The following is a 15,334-nucleotide window of genomic DNA, read 5'->3' as shown; positions in this document are numbered from 1 at the left end:
CACCACGATATTTCAATTGATTGAATAGAGGACTGTTTCCGGTGCTTTTTCCGACGAGATCGGGACGCTCAAGTGATAATGTGGCGGTGTAGGAAACCTGAACCTCTGCCTGAAGCGGCGGAGGTTAAGACTTGATGGAGCGTGCGATGAAAACCGGAATGATCGATACCAGCAGGATAGAAGCCATGATGGCGCAGCTCAAGGCAGCAGCAACGCGTCCTGAGACCACGAGCAATGTTTTGCCGGCAGGCGGCGCTGTGGACAAGGTGAATTTTGCCGATGCGCTGAAATCGTCGCTTGATCAGGTGAATAGCGCGCAGGTGCAATCCCAGCAACTGGGACAACGCTTTGCCATGGGCGACGACAAGGTGAACCTGTCGGATGTGATGATTTCCATGCAGAAAGCCAATATTTCGTTTCAGGCGACGATCCAGGTCCGCAACAAATTGATCTCCGCCTACCACGAAATAATGAACATGCAGATTTAATCCGGCCTGTCCGGAAAATGCGGTTTATCCGGTTATCAAACTTCAAGTATGCCGCTTAATTCAAACCGGTAATTTTCGCGTTACGCTCCCTCTCCAGATACATGATATAGCGTTGCACAGCAGCCAGCATGCCCTTGGACAAGTCGACGAAAAGACAGCCCAGGCGGCGATTGGTTTTGCCGTTGAACAGGGTCAGCTCTTGCGAGTTCCTGATTTGCAGGGTGACGGTAACTACGCCGAGGCCAGGCAGATCGATATGACAGTTTTCATACTCCCGGCCTATCGTGGAATCCAGTAATTTCTTGTCATCAAGCAGTGCAACGCCACCGCAGCTGATATCCACCAGTGGCATCGCATAATTGCCTCCGCCAGCATCGTTGGGAAGCGGAATCCTGCAAAGTATGGGGTTGAGCACCGGTGTATTGACGCGATAGTACTCGCGCCGCTGCAATCTGATCAGGCCGACGGGAATGGGAATGCACAAGGCTGGGCGGCCTTCATGTTCGGTATTGCTTGCGCTGGCCACTGAAAACAGGATGCGCACCTTGTCGAGAGAGGCTTCGAAGGCGATGTCCTCCGATTGCGTAATGCGCTGATTCAGCAAAGTGCCGGGGGCGCAATCGATAATGACTGCATTGTTGGCATCGTCTACTTCCAGTATCGAAGTAACGACGGCATCTGCGCCGCCATTCACCAGCATGGTAATGAGTTGATGCTGTTCTCCGATGCTGCGCAGCAAGGCTACGATCTCGCGATGCGAATGCACCAGATATGGGCTTTGATTTTCAGTACCGAAGTCAGGGTTGCTGGTAGGCATAGTCTTTGTGTCTTCTGCGAGGATATTGGAAACAAGCATAAGCGGATATTTGCAGTATGCCAATTACTCCGGTGCATCGCTGTTTTTTCGTTCCGTTTCGATTCTGTACAACCAGGCAAGAAGTTCGGCTACAGCACGATACAATGCGGGCGGAATATGCTCATCGAGTTCCACCTGCATCAGCAATGAAACCAGCTCTTTGGATTCATGCACGAACACGCCGTGCTCTTTAGCCCGAGCGATGATTTCCTGTGCGATCAGTCCCTTGCCTTTAGCAACAATCTTGGGCGCGGTTGAGCCGGTCTGGTAGGCAAGCGCCACCGCACTCTGCAATGGCGTGCCAGGCTCATTCATCCTGTTTCACGATCAGAGAGTCAAGAGGAATACCGGCCGCATTCAGGGCATCGGATAATTGTGCGCCATGGGCGCGAAGCGATGTCACCGAAGCTTCCGTGCCGGCATGAATCCGGACCTGCACATGCTCTCCGGTCAGGCGTATGGTCGCAGTCAGCGTGCCCAGCGTTGGCAGATCAAAGCGTACCTCGCTATGCCAGGATCGCTGCATATCCCGGCTGCTGTCTTCTGGCGTGTCTTCTCCGACTTCCCATTCCATGGTTTGGCCGGGCCACGCCTCACCGCGCCATAACACGCGTTGCTGCTCAAGCGTATTCAATTGCTGACTGATCAATTGCGTCAATGCCGTATTGCCGAGGTCTGTTTTTGGCTGGGTAACAGTAGCGTCGGCCTGGTGGGTAAGCGCAATCTGCGCCTGGGGTTCACGCATCAGTTCGGAAATGGCACGATTGCCGTTGGCCCACTGGCGCACATGGGCCTCGTAAAACAGACCGCTGGTACTGACGGTGTCGCGTAACGCAACAGCGATTTGTGCAGGATTCAACGAGGGGGAGGGAATGAGTGCCGCCTTGCCGGATATGGCGCTGGATGCACCATTCTGTTGTGCGTTATGCAGCAGATTATCGATCATTCGGCCAGTGGCGCTCAGTGAAGTCGAAGCGGCGCCGGGCTGCGACCCCAGCAGAAAGGTCAGCTGCGGTGCCCGGCTCATCAAGGTCAGTTTCAGCAAATCTCCAGCGCGGGTCCCGGCTGGCAACACCATGCGAGACAAGGTATCGGCTACACGTACCAGAAAACTGCCGTCATCCAGTGCCGACAGTACCTTGGCCTGAAATTGCTGGCCCAGGGGGCTTTGCGCGAATCGCTGCCGGGAAGATCCCTTCAGCGCATCGCCAAGCGGGGACACCGGCATCAGCGCCTCGACCGGGATAAGCGACCGCGCGCCGGCCGCTTCGGGGCGCATGGGAATCATGCTCAGCCCGCCTGATTCCTGCCGTAAGTCATGGAAAGTTTGCGTTCGGTGCTGGTATTGTTTATCAGCGACGATAATTGCGCCATCCACGGCTCGGTAATGTTGCGAATCTCGCGATCATCCGCGAGGATCTTCTGGATAATAGTGAATTTCCGTTCACGCATCTCACTCGTCAGTGCAGAACGGGGTTCGCTCTTTTCCAGCGTGCGTACATGATTGGCGCAGCGTGATTCCAGCGCCGCCATGTTTTCCCAGTCACTGTTGCGGGCGGCGGACAGCATCTGTTCAGTGATGCTTGCCACTGATTCATATATCGAGATGATTTCGTCACTATTCATCATTAGGAGTTACGCTCTCACAAAAGAATTTACACGTGGAGAAATATTGTCTTGTACTGATACGGCTGGTGCGGCTTTAGTCGTTATTGGGGCACCAATTGCTTCCCACGCCTCGCGCAACTGGCTGAGCAGGCCATCCACTTCCTCCAGAATTGCAGGGTCATTAGTGATATTTGCCATCAGCAGACGATTGCTCATGTATTCATACAAGGCATCCAGGCTGGTCGCGATTTCGCCGCCGGTAGTCTTGTCCAGGCTCGCTCTCAAGCCGCCGTCAATAATCGTGATGGCATGTGAAATGGCTTGCCCCTTGGCTTTCACTTCACCATTCTTCATTTGCTGCATGGCGTTGGCGAGCGCGGTCTTTGCGCCGTCAAACAGCATGACGATGAGTTTGTGCGGGTTTGCCGCTGCCACGCCGGTTTCCATGGCGACCTTTGCATAAGTGCTTGTAGCGCTGCGTGCTGTTCCAAACATGTCGGATTCTCCCTTATGCGATCTTCGGTAAATTTGCGAGTTGCTGTGTTAAAAATGTACTGGTGGTATTCATGCTGCCGATCATCATGTCAAGTGCAGTGAATTGCGCGCGATAGCGTGCCTCGATGACAGTTAATCGAGCATTCCAGGCCTGTTGGTCAACATTCAGACGTTGGATTGATGCATTGATGCCATCAGTACTCGACGAAATGGTACCGTCCGAGCCAAGCATCGAATTCGTGAGCGAATTGAACTGATAGGCATAACCGCGCGAGTAATTGACCGTGCCACGCGCGCCAGTCGCCCCCCCGTTAATCTTGATTTGCAGGCCTTGCGAAGCATCGCCGGTAGCGCCGGTAAGAATTTGCCCGGATCCTGTAGCAGCCACACCATTGATGGTGCCTGCAGTATCCACGCCATTGGCGGCCACGGCAGTGCCGCCATAGTTCAGGTTGGCCTGGCCGTTTCCGCCGGTTATATTGGCAGCGGACGCTGAGCCATAGCGGTTGGAGGTGATCTTCAACACGCCGCCGGATTGCGTTACTGTGACCGCCGAGCCTACGGATGAGAACGCGCTCGCGCCGTTGATCTGCGACTGTATTTGCGTGGCCAATGCTGCGGCACTGGCGTAACTGCCTGCCGCCAGGGTCACGTTGGCGGTGACGCCATCGACCAATACCTGCAGGGTATCGTTTACGCCAGCCGTGATCGTGAGACCGGCGGCGGCTGAGGCGGTGGCGCTGCCCTGTGTGGCGAGCTGCGTGACATTGACGCTGTATGCGCCCGGTGCGGTCAGCGCACTGGCGCTCGAATAGCCAACCAGGCTGTCCGAGGTTTTGCCCACGGCAGCGAACAACCCGGCGATGTCACTGAAATTGCTGGTGATCGCACTTTGCAACTTGGTGCTGTCAACGGCAAGCGTGCCGTCCTTCTGGAAGGTCACGCCGATCTGTGACAGCAACGTGTATGCGCTGCCTCCCCCCGCAACCGGCGTGGACAACACATTGCGGATCTGGTTTTGCATCAGCGATACTGAGGTATCGCCGTTGAACAGCGCGGCTTTTTTTGTCGTCGGGTCGTAGGCGGTTGCAGAGGCCAGGGTCTGCGTGATGTTGTTGTAAGCGGTGACAAAAGCATTCACTGCCTTTGTCACCGAAGCGGTATCTTGCGCTACCGTAAGCTGGGTAGGGCTGCCGGCATTGGTCTTGGTCAGGTTGAGGGTGACGCCCTGGATCGCGTCCGTGACGGTATTGGTGGTCTTGGTGACGGCAACGCCATCCAGCTTGAAATTGGCATTCTGGGCAGTGACGGTTTCGGAAAGCGCCTGGCCGGTGTTGTTGGCCGGATCCTGGCTGAGCAGGCTGGAAATAGCGGCGTCGCCGGATACCGAAATTTTCATGCTGTTGCTGATGCCGGTGGTGGTGTCGGTCAGCACCAGGCGATTGGGCGCGGCGCTGCCATCGTTCACGATGGTGGCCGATACGCCGATATTGGCGCTGTTGATTGCATCGCGGATACCGGACAGCGAATTGTTGCTGGCATCGATGGTGACGGTTTTGCTACCCGCGCCATTACTGGTAAAGCTGGCGCCGGTGTAGGTGCCGTTGCTGAGCGTACCGCCTGAAATCGTGCCGAAATCAAAGGTCAGCGTGGTGGCGGTTCCGCTGCCAATGGTTGCGCTGGTGCTGGCTTGTCCTGCGGCAACCAGTTTCTGCGCCTGGGCGAGGCTGGAGACTTCCAGGGCGTAGCTGCCCGCTGTAGCCTCTGCGCTGGCGCTGGCCGTGGCAATGGTGGCATCCGCCAGTGTGGCGGTTACGGCCTGAAACTGACTGGGGCTGGATAATCCCTGCACCGCGCTCTGGAACTGTGACAGCGCGCTCTTGATCTGAGCATAGCCGGAAAGCTGGGCCTGATAGCTCGCTACTTTGTTGTTCAGTGCAGTGAGCGGCTGTTGTTCGATGGACATCAGCTTGGCAACGATGCTGTTGACGTCGAGTCCCGAGCCTATGCCTGGTGAAGAGATTCCCATGATTGTTTCCTTGTCTTGGCCTTGCGCTCAGGCCTTTTCCCGGATCAGGAGGCCCTGCAACTTGTCCAGTTCCCTGGCTATGGCGAGCACCTCCCTGGAGGGCGTTTGCCGTATGACGGTATTGGTTTCGGTATCGACTATCTTGACCAGGGTTCTGCCACTGTCCTGATCAATGCTGAATTCAATATTGCCGGCGACCGGCTTTAAAAACTTGTTGATTGCGTCGAGTGCGTGTTTCAATTCGGCTGCATCGACAGTAGCGGGTTTGGATGGCGCCTGTATCGCAGTGGAAACGCCGTTGGCGGGTATAACGGGAATAGTTGAAGACGTGCCAGTCGCAGCCACTGGCCGGCTTGCCGGTGGTGTGGTTGGCACCTGCGTAGCATTCGAAATTTGACTGATGTCCATGTCCATTTCCCTTGAAGTGGGAAGATGGAAAGCGGTTTCCCGCCTTCCATCCGGTTACGGCAACCCAAGCAGGTTGCCTTTTTACTGATTAACGCAGCAGTGCCAGTACGCCGTTCGGCAGCGCGTTGGCCTGGGCCAGCATTGCCGTACCTGCTTGCTGCAGGATCTGGCCGCGGGTCAGGTTGGCGGTTTCAGCAGCGAAATCGGTGTCCTGAATACGGCTGCGTGCAGCGGACAGGTTTTCTGAAGAAGTCTGCAAGCTGCTTACTGCCGATGCAAACCGGTTTTGATAAGCGCCCAGCGAAGCGCGCGAACTGTTCACGGTAGAAATGGCGCCATCAATTGCGGTCAGGGCGGTGAGGGAGCTGGCCGCAGTGGTCAAATCGACAGTGCTTACCGCTAACGTGGACGTTGCCAGCGTGCCCGCAGTCAAACCTGCGTATGCTGGATTGGTGCCGCCGACAACGATACTCGTAGAAGAGCTAAGTGTGATGGTGCTCTGTGTCGTTGCCGCCGTTAATCCAGTACGCGCTGTAGTCGCTGTTCCTGTTTGCGCGACTGTTATTTCACGACCATCAGCTGCGTTCAGGGTAACTAAACCAGCAGCATCCGCCGTTGCGGTTACTCCTGAAGTGCTTGAGACCAAATTAATGGCTGCAGCTACGGCTGTACCTTGCGCTGCCGCACTGCCACCCGCAGTAATAGCGCCGACACTTACACCATTAATCTTAAGATCGCCCGCCGTAATATCATCAGTACCTGCGGTAAATGCAGTAGCAGCAATACCAGTAATAGAGGTGGCGTTCGCCGTGGCATTCACGCCGGACGAGGCGGCATTGATCGCCGCTGCAATCGAGAAGGCGCTGGCGGCAGTCTGGCCTGCGGCGGTACCGGCGGTTGATGCGCCTATCGATGTGCCATTCAGCGTCAAATCGCCTGCGGCCAGTGCAGCCGTGGTGACGCCCGAGGTTGCCGTTTGGGCGCCCAGCGCAGAGGTACGCGCACTCGCAATCGATGCGATGGTGATCTGGTCGTTGGTGGAGTTATTTGCGCCTACCTGGAAATTCTGGGCGGTAAACGAGCCATTCAGCAATTTCACGCCGTTGAAGGATGAGGTTTGCGCGATACGGTCATTTTCGGCAGACAGCTGTTGAAATTCGCTATTCAGCGCAGCGCGGTCTGAAGTGGAGTTGGTCGCGTTGGCTGATTGCACGGACAGATCACGCATGCGCTGCAGGTTGTTGGTGATTTGCGACAAGTCGCCTTCAGCGGTCTGGGCCAGGGAAATACCGTCGTTGGCGTTGCGGGCAGCCTGGGCAGAACCGTTAATCTGCGAGGTCATCCGCTGGCTGATGGCAAGACCGGCGGCGTCGTCCTTGGCGCTGTTGATGCGCAGGCCGGAAGACAGGCGCTGCAGGGAAGTAGCCAGCGAGGATTGCGAGGTGGAAAGGTTGCGCTGGGCATTCAGCGAAGCGATGTTGGTGTTGATATATGAAGCCATGTTAGATCTCCTTGATTCCTGTGGTTTGAGGGTCCGGCTCAAGCGCCGTCAACTTTGGTTTGACCTTGGTAAGGCCAGGCATTCAAACCGCCGTTATTTAGCTTATCGGGACGTGTCAGCGAAATATTTAGGGTAAAACAAAATATTTATTTCGCAGGCCCTACCCGAACTTGAACCGCCTATCCACGTTTCGGCAGCAATTGGAAAAATCTTTAACAGGAGATTCGTGCAGGATGGCATTCCGGCCTAGTCCGCAGCAATTGCACGGTTCTTGCCGGCTTTCTTGGCTTTGTACAATGCGGTGTCAGCGCGCTTTAACACCGACTTTGTATCTTCATCCGGACCACTTAATGCAACGCCTGCGCTGAAGGTGATCAGCAGACGCTGGTTATTGTGGATAAAAATACGTTTGGTCAGTTCCTTTTTCAGGCGTGCGATGACCAGCGTGGCATCTTCAATGTTGGTGTCCGGCAGTACGACCAGAAACTCCTCGCCGCCAAAGCGGCCGATGACATCCATGGTGCGCAGTGTTTCCTTGACGATTTTCACCACATGGATCAATGCGTCGTCACCCGCACAATGGCCGTGATTGTCATTGAGCTTCTTAAAATCATCCATATCCAGCAGCGCAATGCAAAGCGGGGAGCCGCGGCGTTGCGCGCGTGCCTGCTCACGCTCGAATACGTCATCCAGCCCGCGCCGGTTGAGGCTGCCGGTCAGCGGGTCTTCGCGCGCCAGTTCGCTCATTTGGGCGAGCTCGGATTCGAGCTTGTGGATTTTAGCTTCGGCCTCCAGTGCCTTTTGACGTGCCGCCACCATTTCATCGCGCGAGTTCAACGCATCTGTCTGCACTGTGCGCGTATCACGCATTACGTCGTCCAGAACCGAATTAAGTTCGTTGATGCTGCCGGCCTGGGCGATTTTCTGGGAATAGCTGTCCATCTTTTCATGATAATCGCCGGTGCTGGCAGCGACTGTATTCAATCGATCAATGAAAATCGTGACCATGTTTTTGACGGTGATCTTGGCTTCCGCCAGACTGCTCTTCAGCGTGCCCTGTTTATAGATGACTTCCTTGAGGCTGCGCGAGGCATCTTCAAGCGCATGGTGATTGATCGGACCGGTGATGAGGTTTTGTACGACTTCGACCTGGCCGCGCATCCAGCTGTCCTCTTCCAACAGGTCGCGCACGTTATCCAGCAGGAGGCGGAACAGACGCAGCAGCAATTCCTGCTGTTCGGCCAGATCACCGCTTCTCAGTTCGATACGGAAACACAATTGTTTCAGACGGCTTGCCGCATCATTGAGTGCTTCTTCGGTGTGCGCCTGTTTAATTGCGGCCGCCAGCGATTCGGATTCGCTAGCGAGTTCGGGCCGGTCGGCGAGAAGTGAGACGACCGCTAACGTCAGCGTGCGGGTGAGTAGTTCCCGTAGTAGCCGAACCTGATGATTGTCATCAGTAGGTAAATGTATGGGTGCACTACTGACCGATGGTGATTTTTTGAGGCGTTTTTCTATCAGTTGGGAAAGCCCGTCACCATAATCCTTCCAGTCACGCACCTCCAGGGCACGATTAAAGCGGGTGCCGAATTCAGCTACCTCGCCGCGTGCGCGCACCAGGTTTTTTGCAAACTCGGCGAGCACGGTTTCAGCATCCGCGTTTTCCGAAATACCGGCAATTTCATTGTAGGCAGTACGATATGCGTCCGGGGTAGGGGCGGTACGCTGCATCGCCAGACGACGAAAGGCCTCGCGGGCGATGTCGGGGGCATTCTGTGGCGGTGTCGGAGTTTCTTTCATACGGGCCGTGAACGAGTTGTGCGGGAAGGGTTCTGATTATGAGCTTGTATATTAGGCGTGTTGAGTTCTCACCAATCGGGTGATTAGTGGCTGAAATCTTTACTATTTCAGGGTTTAAATGAGCGGCATCGAATCTGTTGCCATGTCACCTTGATGCGCAGCCAGGACTTTTATGCCAAAAAGTCGATCTTTTTCATGATGACAGGCGGCGGATGAGCAAGGCTGTCTTGTCCAGTGCACACAGGGCACGCTCAATGACAGCGGCACCCTGGCCAGGGCCAGTTGCCGCCTCGATTACCAGGCGCGCGCTATTACACAGCCGCAAGGCGCTTACCGGCATGCCGTTGCGCTGTCCGGCCGCAACGGGTTGTCCCAATTGGAAGCGTAATGTTGTGCAGGCGCTGCCGGTATCCGGATCAGGATGGGGGGTGAGTGTATCTTGCAGCTGGCGATAGATCAGCGTGGTCTCTTCCTTGCTTAACGGGCCGCTTCGGACAGCGTTGGCAGGGTGGTGCAGCAGAAACGGAAAAATCGTCCGGATATGATCCCAGCCTGCCGCTTCTATCAAGGGGCGACGATTGATCAATGGTGCCGGGATGAGTTCAAAGCCGGGATCACGGCTCAGCCGATGCTGAACGGCCTCCGCAAAAGACTGTAGAAAGCGTTTGGCGACCGCTTCCGGTATGGCACGAAATGCCCGTAATTCGGTGATGGCGGCTTCCCATCGCAGCAATAGCCCGAAATTGCTTGCATCGGGATCAAGAACGCCGCTGCCATCCCATCCTACCGGCCAGTCTGCCGCTGCGGAATAGGTCTGCAGGGCGGGTGGCAACGGACGATTGTGCAAACGCTGTGCGACCGCAGATGGGATAAGAAGTGCACCCGAAAAAGTGGGCCCGGTGAGGAATTTCGAGCCGGTCACCGCCACCATGAAGTCATGCGCCAGATAAGCGCGCAGGGTGGCAGGTGCGAGACGGAACTGGCATGCATCGACCAGGATATCGAGCTTATCCGGCCAGCGGCGTTGCAGTGCAACAACGCAGACCACACTTGGCGCGATCAGGCCGGTTTTGGAAACGTCGGTAAGGATCAGGAGTACACGACGACCATGTTTGATTGCATTGGCCGCCAGTGATTCGATCTCTGCATCGACTACTGTTGCCGGACGCGGGATGCCATCAGTTTCCCGAATCGGCACTGCCACGACCTCGATTGCAGCCGTGCCCTTGATGGTACTCCCTGCGTTAACTGAATTTCCTCGTGCCGTATGGGCACTGAAGTGACGGCCAGCCAGCGCAGCCGGTACGCCGCTGCCGGTTTCTTCCGGATTCAGCATCAGTGCCAGCGTGGATACATCGGCGCCGTTACTGATAAGCTGAGCCGCAATGAGGTGCAAGTCCGTGCCCGATGCGGCGAATACGATATCGAGACCGGGCAGATCACTTATGCCGCATAACTGGATAAGTTCCTGACGCAGCCGGTTGAGTTCGCGGGCATAGAGGGTGGCCGGTGCTTGCGTATCGGCATCACTGAGAAGGCGGCGACGCAGTTGGTCTGCAGCATTAAAACCAGTCTCGGAAATAGTCGAAGCCGTGGCGGAACCAAACCCTATCAGGCCCGGATCGGGCTCAGGTGAACATCCATATTTATTGCAATCCTGACCCGATGCCAGCGTGATACGGGCATCGCCGCCTTCTACCAGTAACTGTCGGGTAGCAGGAAGGGTAAGCCGGTCATGACGATTATTGTCAGGCAAAATCAGGATTGTGCGCTTGCATCGATCAGCATGCTGCGAAAGGCGGCGAATACTTTATGCATCTGTGGCTGTTTATAGGGAAACAGATCGACCGGGTCCATCGCATGCACGATCATGTTGCTGTCTACCTCAAAAATAAGCAACTCGCCGGTAGGTGTTTCCGCGCAGTCGATGCCAAGATAATCCAGCCCCATGCGCTCATGGATAGCCTGGAAAGCGGTAGCATGCCGACGCGCAAAATCGTCGTCGAAACCTGCCATGAAGCGGGCCTCCTCGGCGCGCTTTTCTGCGCTGTCGGTCATGCCGGCATTCAGGTAATGGATCATCCAGTGCGCCGATATCGCCATATGACAAACATATGGACGACCGTGGATGAGAACGATGCGCGACTTTCTGAATAAACCGCCCGGCCCGCGATAGTCGACAAAACGGGATACATAAAACGTGTTCATCGGTTGTGACTGCAGATAATCGCCAATTGCGGCAGGCGTATCGAGTTTGTCCAGCCCCTGCCCTGCATGAGAATCAACCGGACGCACAATAATCGGGAAATCGCCGTCTTCAAGGATGTCGGCCAGCGCCAGTTGCCCGCGCCCGACCTGTTCCAGGGTTTGCCGATCGATGCGTACCGTGCCTGGCATGACGACCCCTGGCGCCGAGGCCAGCAGCACGCAAGCGCCATCGCGCGACACGCCGGCGATGCGGTCAGGCGTATTCAGCAGCGGGCGCGGCCACGCTTGAATCAGCTCGGCAACATATTGCAGCAAAGGGCGATTCTGATCGGACTCGCCGACGGCGACAAACGCCACGTCGTGTTCCGGCAGTGCTGCAGGAAAGGGCAGGTGCGGCGCCACATACAGCATGTCGAGTGCGATATCGGAGCCTTCCACCAGAAATTCCAGCGGCGTATTGGTCATCAAATCGCCCGGGCCCATGATGGCAAGCACGCGGATGGCTGTCGCATCCTGCGCTGCCGGCATGTGATACAGCTGTTGCATCTCCAGCGCCTGCGACTGTACGGCGAGCGCGGCGGCGCGATTGCCCTTGAGTTGCAGGATCGTCGACAGGTCCAGCAAGGTATTGGCATCGTGCGGATGCGTTTCTGCGCGCTTCAGCAAACGCGTGCCCAGCGGGCCCAGGTCGGCGCCGGAAAATGCCATGCGCATTAATGGGGCGAGGCCAATCAGCGGCTCGCAATTTTCGTCATGCGTAAGGGATGGTTGCGGTGAATCGTTATTCATTCTTTTCCTGAGTCATGGTGTCCGGGTAAGTTCCCTGCCGAGGGCAAGGGTTGCTTGCAGCAGCGCGTCGATGTCGCGGGTAGCGGTGCGGTGATTGACAATCGCTGCGCGAATCGCGACATGGCCGTTGATGGTCGTCGTGGATGGCGCAGCAATGCCGGATTCCTGCAATGCGGTCGCGAGCTGCGTATTAATCTGATCTGCATTTTCACAGCGGTAGCGAAAACAGACTATATTCAGCGTCACGGGTGCCAGCAGTTCCAGCATCGGCATGGTCTCGATGCACTGCTGCATGTATTGGGCCAGCGCGCAGGTGCCGGAAATCGTCCGGCCGAGTTGCTCGGTACCGTAGACTTTGATGGTAAACCAGGTTTTCAGCGCCCTGAAACCGCGTGAAAGATCCGGCCCGAAATCGCATGGCCAGGGTGACCCGCCCGCCAGGCCGCAGGCTTCGCGGCGCAGGTAGGCTGCGGGAGATGCGAAGGTATCGTAGTGCAAGGTACCGTCCCGCACCAGGATGAACCCGGCATCGTAGGGCACCTGTCCCCATTTGTGGAAATCGAAGGCGATCGAGTCGGCGCGCTCGATGCCGCGCAGGCGCGGTGCAATATCCGGGGCGAGCATGGCCAGCGCCCCGTACGCCCCGTCGATATGAAACCACAAGGCCTCGCGCTGGGCGATGTCTGCCAGTGCAGTGAGATCGTCGATGGCACCGACATCAACGGTACCCGCTGTCGCGGCGATGAAAAACGGCGTGAAACCGGCGCTGCGATCCGCCGCAATGGCCTGTTCGAGTGCTGTGCTGTCCATCTGGTACTGGTCGTTCACCGGGATGATGCGCAAGGCGTCCATGCCGAGACCGGCAAGGTCCATTGCCTGCGCGATACAGCCGTGGGCACCGGCGGAGGTATAAGCGGTGAGGCGCTTGCCGCTGGCGGCGACGCCGCTCTGACGCACCTCGGTGCCCAGCGCTGCGGTGCGCGCCACCAGCACGCCGATCAGGTTGGCCATGGAGGTGCCGGTCACAAACAGGCCGCTGGCGCTGTCCGGAAAGCCGAACAGTTCGCGCATCCACTGCAACACCTGGCGTTCCACCTCGATGGGCATCTGGTCGCGCCCGCCCAGATTGGCGTTCAGCCCCGTCGCCAGCATTTCCGCCAGCATGCCCACCGGCGTGCCGCCGCCATGCACCCAGCCCATGAAACCGGGATGCGCATTACCCACGGCATACGGCAGTACATTGTGCATGAAGCTTGTGTGCAGCGTGGCGAGATCGGCTGGTTGCGCTGGCAGCGATTCATGAAACAGATCGCGTACCAGCTGCGGAATCGGCTGCCATACCGGGCGTTCCCGGATGTGCTCGAGGTAGTCGAGCATATCGTCCAGCATACGATGCCCCTGGACGCGGAGTTCCTGCCAATCTGACGGGTCAAGCGAGTGTGGAGCAGTCCCGTGGCTATCTTCGTTCATGGTGAGTTAAGGAAATTTCTGATCCGGACGGAGGGCATAGGTTACCTCAAATGTCCCATGAAGCGGTGCAGGGTGTGCGTTGGCGTGCCCTGATTTGCCAACCCGATTTGTGCGTACAAACAACGCGGCGAACCTGAAAAAATCAGTTAGCCACAGACATCTCTGTGGCTTGAATTGCGATTTATAGGATTAACAGTGTCGTTTCCCGGGTTCTATGTGCGATAGCGCACAGCGCATCCCGGGAAGGGAGGACAGACTGCTTGAATAGTCCATGAAAGCTGTTCGCCCAGGAGATTCGAAATGCCTGTCTCATCCCCCGCACTCCAGAACGCTGTGACCGCGTCTGCTCCGCCAACTCGAAATACTGACATCTGGACTCTGCTGGGGCTCGCCATGCTTGGCGTGCGACTGGTTCAAGGCTGGGTTTACTGGGCGGGCGCCAGCAGGCGGCTGATCTATAGTACGGGCAAGCTGGATCCCGGTTCAAGCGGCTACATGGCGCACAAAATGAACGAGGCGATACCCGGTGCCATTTTTGGTAGCGGAGATGCGCTCAGCGCCTTGTTGCACCATCCCACCCTGTTGCATGTATCGATCATTATCTTCACGCTGGTCGAGGTGTTGGTCGGCCTGGGGCTGATTTTCGGTTTCATGACGCGCTTTTTCGGCTTGATCAGCGTCGGTCTGGCAGTCTCCCTGATGCTGATGTTCGGATGGCTGGGTTCAACATGTGTCGACGAATGGACCATGGCCGCCAACAGCTTTGCCATGGGCCTGGGAATCATGATTGCCGGGGGCGGTAGCTGGTGGTCGCTGGATCACTGGGTGGCGAAAAAATGCCCCAGGTTCGCGCGCCGCGCCTGGTTTCCCTGGTTATTCAGCGGCCCGCTGCCAGTGGTCCAGGTCACGCGTTTCGCGAAGCTGTTCGGCATTCTCGCCATTGTCTTTGCCGTGGGTTTTTATGGATATCTGCGCGGTGCCGTGTTCAGCCCGCTGGCGGCACGGACTAACCCGAAACATCATCACCTTGTACTGACCAAGCCGGTACTTTCCTCGTCCGGTGACCTGACGCTGTCCGCATATGTGGACGCTGGTCCTGACACACAGGGCGCATACGTGATCCAGGTCTCCGTCGTTGACGAACACGGGCAAGCGCTGGAAACCTGGGACGGAAAGGCGCTGAGCAAATTGCCTAAAACCGGTTTTGCCAACGAATACAAATATTCGGTTTTCAAACCGACGCAGTATGGTTTCGTCGGCGTCCTTGGCGCGCGCGCCACGATCTCGCTGCCGCATCAGGGGACGTTAAAACTCGCGCCGGGGACTTACCAGGCGGTATTCCAGGGTATCGATGGGAAACAGTGGAAGACCCGTGTGGCGGTTGGCGCGTGAGCTTCCGGCGGATGGTCGCATCTTGCCCCTATTTGTAGTCATCGAAGGAGGCTTCAAGCATGCCTGTACGCCAGACGGAGCAACATCGCACACAACGCATCGGTTGGTTGCGCGCCGCGGTATTGGGTGCGAACGACGGTATCGTTTCCACAGCGAGCCTGGTGCTAGGGAAACTCTGCAAAACCCCCACTTTCGCGCCCCGCACCCGAACCCATTGTGTCAACATTGAGCCCATGAAACAAACCACCCTGAACCTAGACCTCAGTCTCAAGCGCACGCGCAAGCGTGAA

At 56.9% G+C, this 15,334-nt stretch carries 14 protein-coding genes and 1 pseudogene; 3 read left to right on the top strand and 12 right to left on the bottom strand.

Annotated elements, in window-relative coordinates; all coding sequences use genetic code 11:
* Positions 1-146 precede the first annotated feature (146 nt).
* Entirely contained in the window at positions 147-488 is a 342-nt protein-coding gene (gene fliE, locus ACYCZJ_RS13650) for a flagellar hook-basal body complex protein FliE (RefSeq protein ID WP_461554780.1), read from the top strand.
* A 55-nt stretch (positions 489-543) separates the two neighbouring features.
* On the opposite strand, the gene ACYCZJ_RS13645 is transcribed toward fliE, so the two are convergent.
* From ACYCZJ_RS13645 to ACYCZJ_RS13590, 12 genes are all read right to left on the bottom strand, one after another.
* Positions 544-1,305 (bottom strand): flagellar brake protein, encoded by a 762-nt coding sequence (locus ACYCZJ_RS13645; RefSeq protein WP_461554779.1) that lies wholly within the window; start codon positions 1,303-1,305, stop codon positions 544-546.
* A 63-nt stretch (positions 1,306-1,368) separates the two neighbouring features.
* Positions 1,369-1,659 (bottom strand): EscU/YscU/HrcU family type III secretion system export apparatus switch protein, encoded by a 291-nt coding sequence (locus ACYCZJ_RS13640; RefSeq protein ID WP_461554778.1) that lies wholly within the window; start codon positions 1,657-1,659, stop codon positions 1,369-1,371.
* Positions 1,652-2,632: a flagellar hook-length control protein FliK gene (gene fliK, locus ACYCZJ_RS13635; protein WP_461554777.1), complete on the bottom strand. Its 981-nt coding sequence runs from the start codon at positions 2,630-2,632 to the stop codon at positions 1,652-1,654. Before fliK ends, ACYCZJ_RS13640 begins: the two co-directional genes overlap by 8 nt.
* 2 nt (positions 2,633-2,634) lie before the next feature.
* Positions 2,635-2,973, bottom strand: a complete 339-nt coding sequence (locus ACYCZJ_RS13630; protein ID WP_461554776.1) for a flagellar protein FliT — start codon at positions 2,971-2,973, stop codon at positions 2,635-2,637.
* Positions 2,974-2,979: 6 nt separating this feature from the next.
* Positions 2,980-3,447 (bottom strand): flagellar export chaperone FliS, encoded by a 468-nt coding sequence (gene fliS / locus ACYCZJ_RS13625; protein WP_461554775.1) that lies wholly within the window; start codon positions 3,445-3,447, stop codon positions 2,980-2,982.
* Between the two features lie 13 nt (positions 3,448-3,460).
* Positions 3,461-5,476: a flagellar filament capping protein FliD gene (gene fliD, locus ACYCZJ_RS13620; protein WP_461554774.1), complete on the bottom strand. Its 2,016-nt coding sequence runs from the start codon at positions 5,474-5,476 to the stop codon at positions 3,461-3,463.
* Positions 5,477-5,503: 27 nt separating this feature from the next.
* On the bottom strand, positions 5,504-5,884 hold the full coding sequence (locus tag ACYCZJ_RS13615; protein WP_461554773.1) for a flagellar protein FlaG: 381 nt from the start codon (positions 5,882-5,884) through the stop codon (positions 5,504-5,506).
* 88 nt (positions 5,885-5,972) lie between these two features.
* On the bottom strand, positions 5,973-7,385 hold the full coding sequence (locus tag ACYCZJ_RS13610; protein ID WP_461554772.1) for a flagellin N-terminal helical domain-containing protein: 1,413 nt from the start codon (positions 7,383-7,385) through the stop codon (positions 5,973-5,975).
* 246 nt (positions 7,386-7,631) lie between these two features.
* Entirely contained in the window at positions 7,632-9,185 is a 1,554-nt protein-coding gene (locus ACYCZJ_RS13605) for a GGDEF domain-containing protein (protein ID WP_461554771.1), read from the bottom strand.
* Between the two features lie 193 nt (positions 9,186-9,378).
* Positions 9,379-10,941, bottom strand: a complete 1,563-nt coding sequence (locus tag ACYCZJ_RS13600; RefSeq protein ID WP_461554770.1) for a hypothetical protein — start codon at positions 10,939-10,941, stop codon at positions 9,379-9,381.
* 2 nt (positions 10,942-10,943) lie between these two features.
* Positions 10,944-12,182 (bottom strand): ATP-grasp domain-containing protein, encoded by a 1,239-nt coding sequence (locus tag ACYCZJ_RS13595; protein ID WP_461554769.1) that lies wholly within the window; start codon positions 12,180-12,182, stop codon positions 10,944-10,946.
* A 12-nt stretch (positions 12,183-12,194) separates the two neighbouring features.
* On the bottom strand, positions 12,195-13,571 hold the full coding sequence (locus tag ACYCZJ_RS13590; RefSeq protein ID WP_461554768.1) for a pyridoxal phosphate-dependent decarboxylase family protein: 1,377 nt from the start codon (positions 13,569-13,571) through the stop codon (positions 12,195-12,197).
* Between the two features lie 381 nt (positions 13,572-13,952).
* Here ACYCZJ_RS13590 and ACYCZJ_RS13585 point away from each other — a divergent pair, with 381 nt between their 5' ends.
* Both ACYCZJ_RS13585 and ACYCZJ_RS13580 read left to right on the top strand, forming a co-directional pair.
* A complete protein-coding gene (locus tag ACYCZJ_RS13585) occupies positions 13,953-15,044 on the top strand; it encodes a TQO small subunit DoxD (protein ID WP_461554767.1) in 1,092 nt (363 codons plus the stop codon).
* A gap of 59 nt (positions 15,045-15,103) precedes the next feature.
* Positions 15,104-15,334: pseudogene (locus tag ACYCZJ_RS13580) on the top strand (hypothetical protein); the annotation flags it as partial.

It is taken from the genome of Sulfuriferula sp. (assembly GCF_054605375.1).
The sequence above is the reverse complement of the archived record's forward strand: the minus strand, read 5'-3'. Positions and strand labels throughout refer to the sequence as shown.

Excerpts from the sequence above, each read along its gene's own strand:
- fliE (WP_461554780.1), top strand. The coding sequence starts at position 147 with ATGAAAACCGGAATGATCGATACCAGCAGGATAGAAGCCATGATGGCG.
- ACYCZJ_RS13645 (WP_461554779.1), bottom strand. The coding sequence starts at position 1,305 with ATGCCTACCAGCAACCCTGACTTCGGTACTGAAAATCAAAGCCCATAT.
- ACYCZJ_RS13640 (WP_461554778.1), bottom strand. The coding sequence starts at position 1,659 with ATGAATGAGCCTGGCACGCCATTGCAGAGTGCGGTGGCGCTTGCCTAC.
- fliK (WP_461554777.1), bottom strand. The coding sequence starts at position 2,632 with ATGATTCCCATGCGCCCCGAAGCGGCCGGCGCGCGGTCGCTTATCCCG.
- ACYCZJ_RS13630 (WP_461554776.1), bottom strand. The coding sequence starts at position 2,973 with ATGATGAATAGTGACGAAATCATCTCGATATATGAATCAGTGGCAAGC.
- fliS (WP_461554775.1), bottom strand. The coding sequence starts at position 3,447 with ATGTTTGGAACAGCACGCAGCGCTACAAGCACTTATGCAAAGGTCGCC.
- fliD (WP_461554774.1), bottom strand. The coding sequence starts at position 5,476 with ATGGGAATCTCTTCACCAGGCATAGGCTCGGGACTCGACGTCAACAGC.
- ACYCZJ_RS13615 (WP_461554773.1), bottom strand. The coding sequence starts at position 5,884 with ATGGACATCAGTCAAATTTCGAATGCTACGCAGGTGCCAACCACACCA.
- ACYCZJ_RS13610 (WP_461554772.1), bottom strand. The coding sequence starts at position 7,385 with ATGGCTTCATATATCAACACCAACATCGCTTCGCTGAATGCCCAGCGC.
- ACYCZJ_RS13605 (WP_461554771.1), bottom strand. The coding sequence starts at position 9,185 with ATGAAAGAAACTCCGACACCGCCACAGAATGCCCCCGACATCGCCCGC.
- ACYCZJ_RS13595 (WP_461554769.1), bottom strand. The coding sequence starts at position 12,182 with ATGAATAACGATTCACCGCAACCATCCCTTACGCATGACGAAAATTGC.
- ACYCZJ_RS13590 (WP_461554768.1), bottom strand. The coding sequence starts at position 13,571 with ATGCTGGACGATATGCTCGACTACCTCGAGCACATCCGGGAACGCCCG.
- ACYCZJ_RS13585 (WP_461554767.1), top strand. The coding sequence starts at position 13,953 with ATGCCTGTCTCATCCCCCGCACTCCAGAACGCTGTGACCGCGTCTGCT.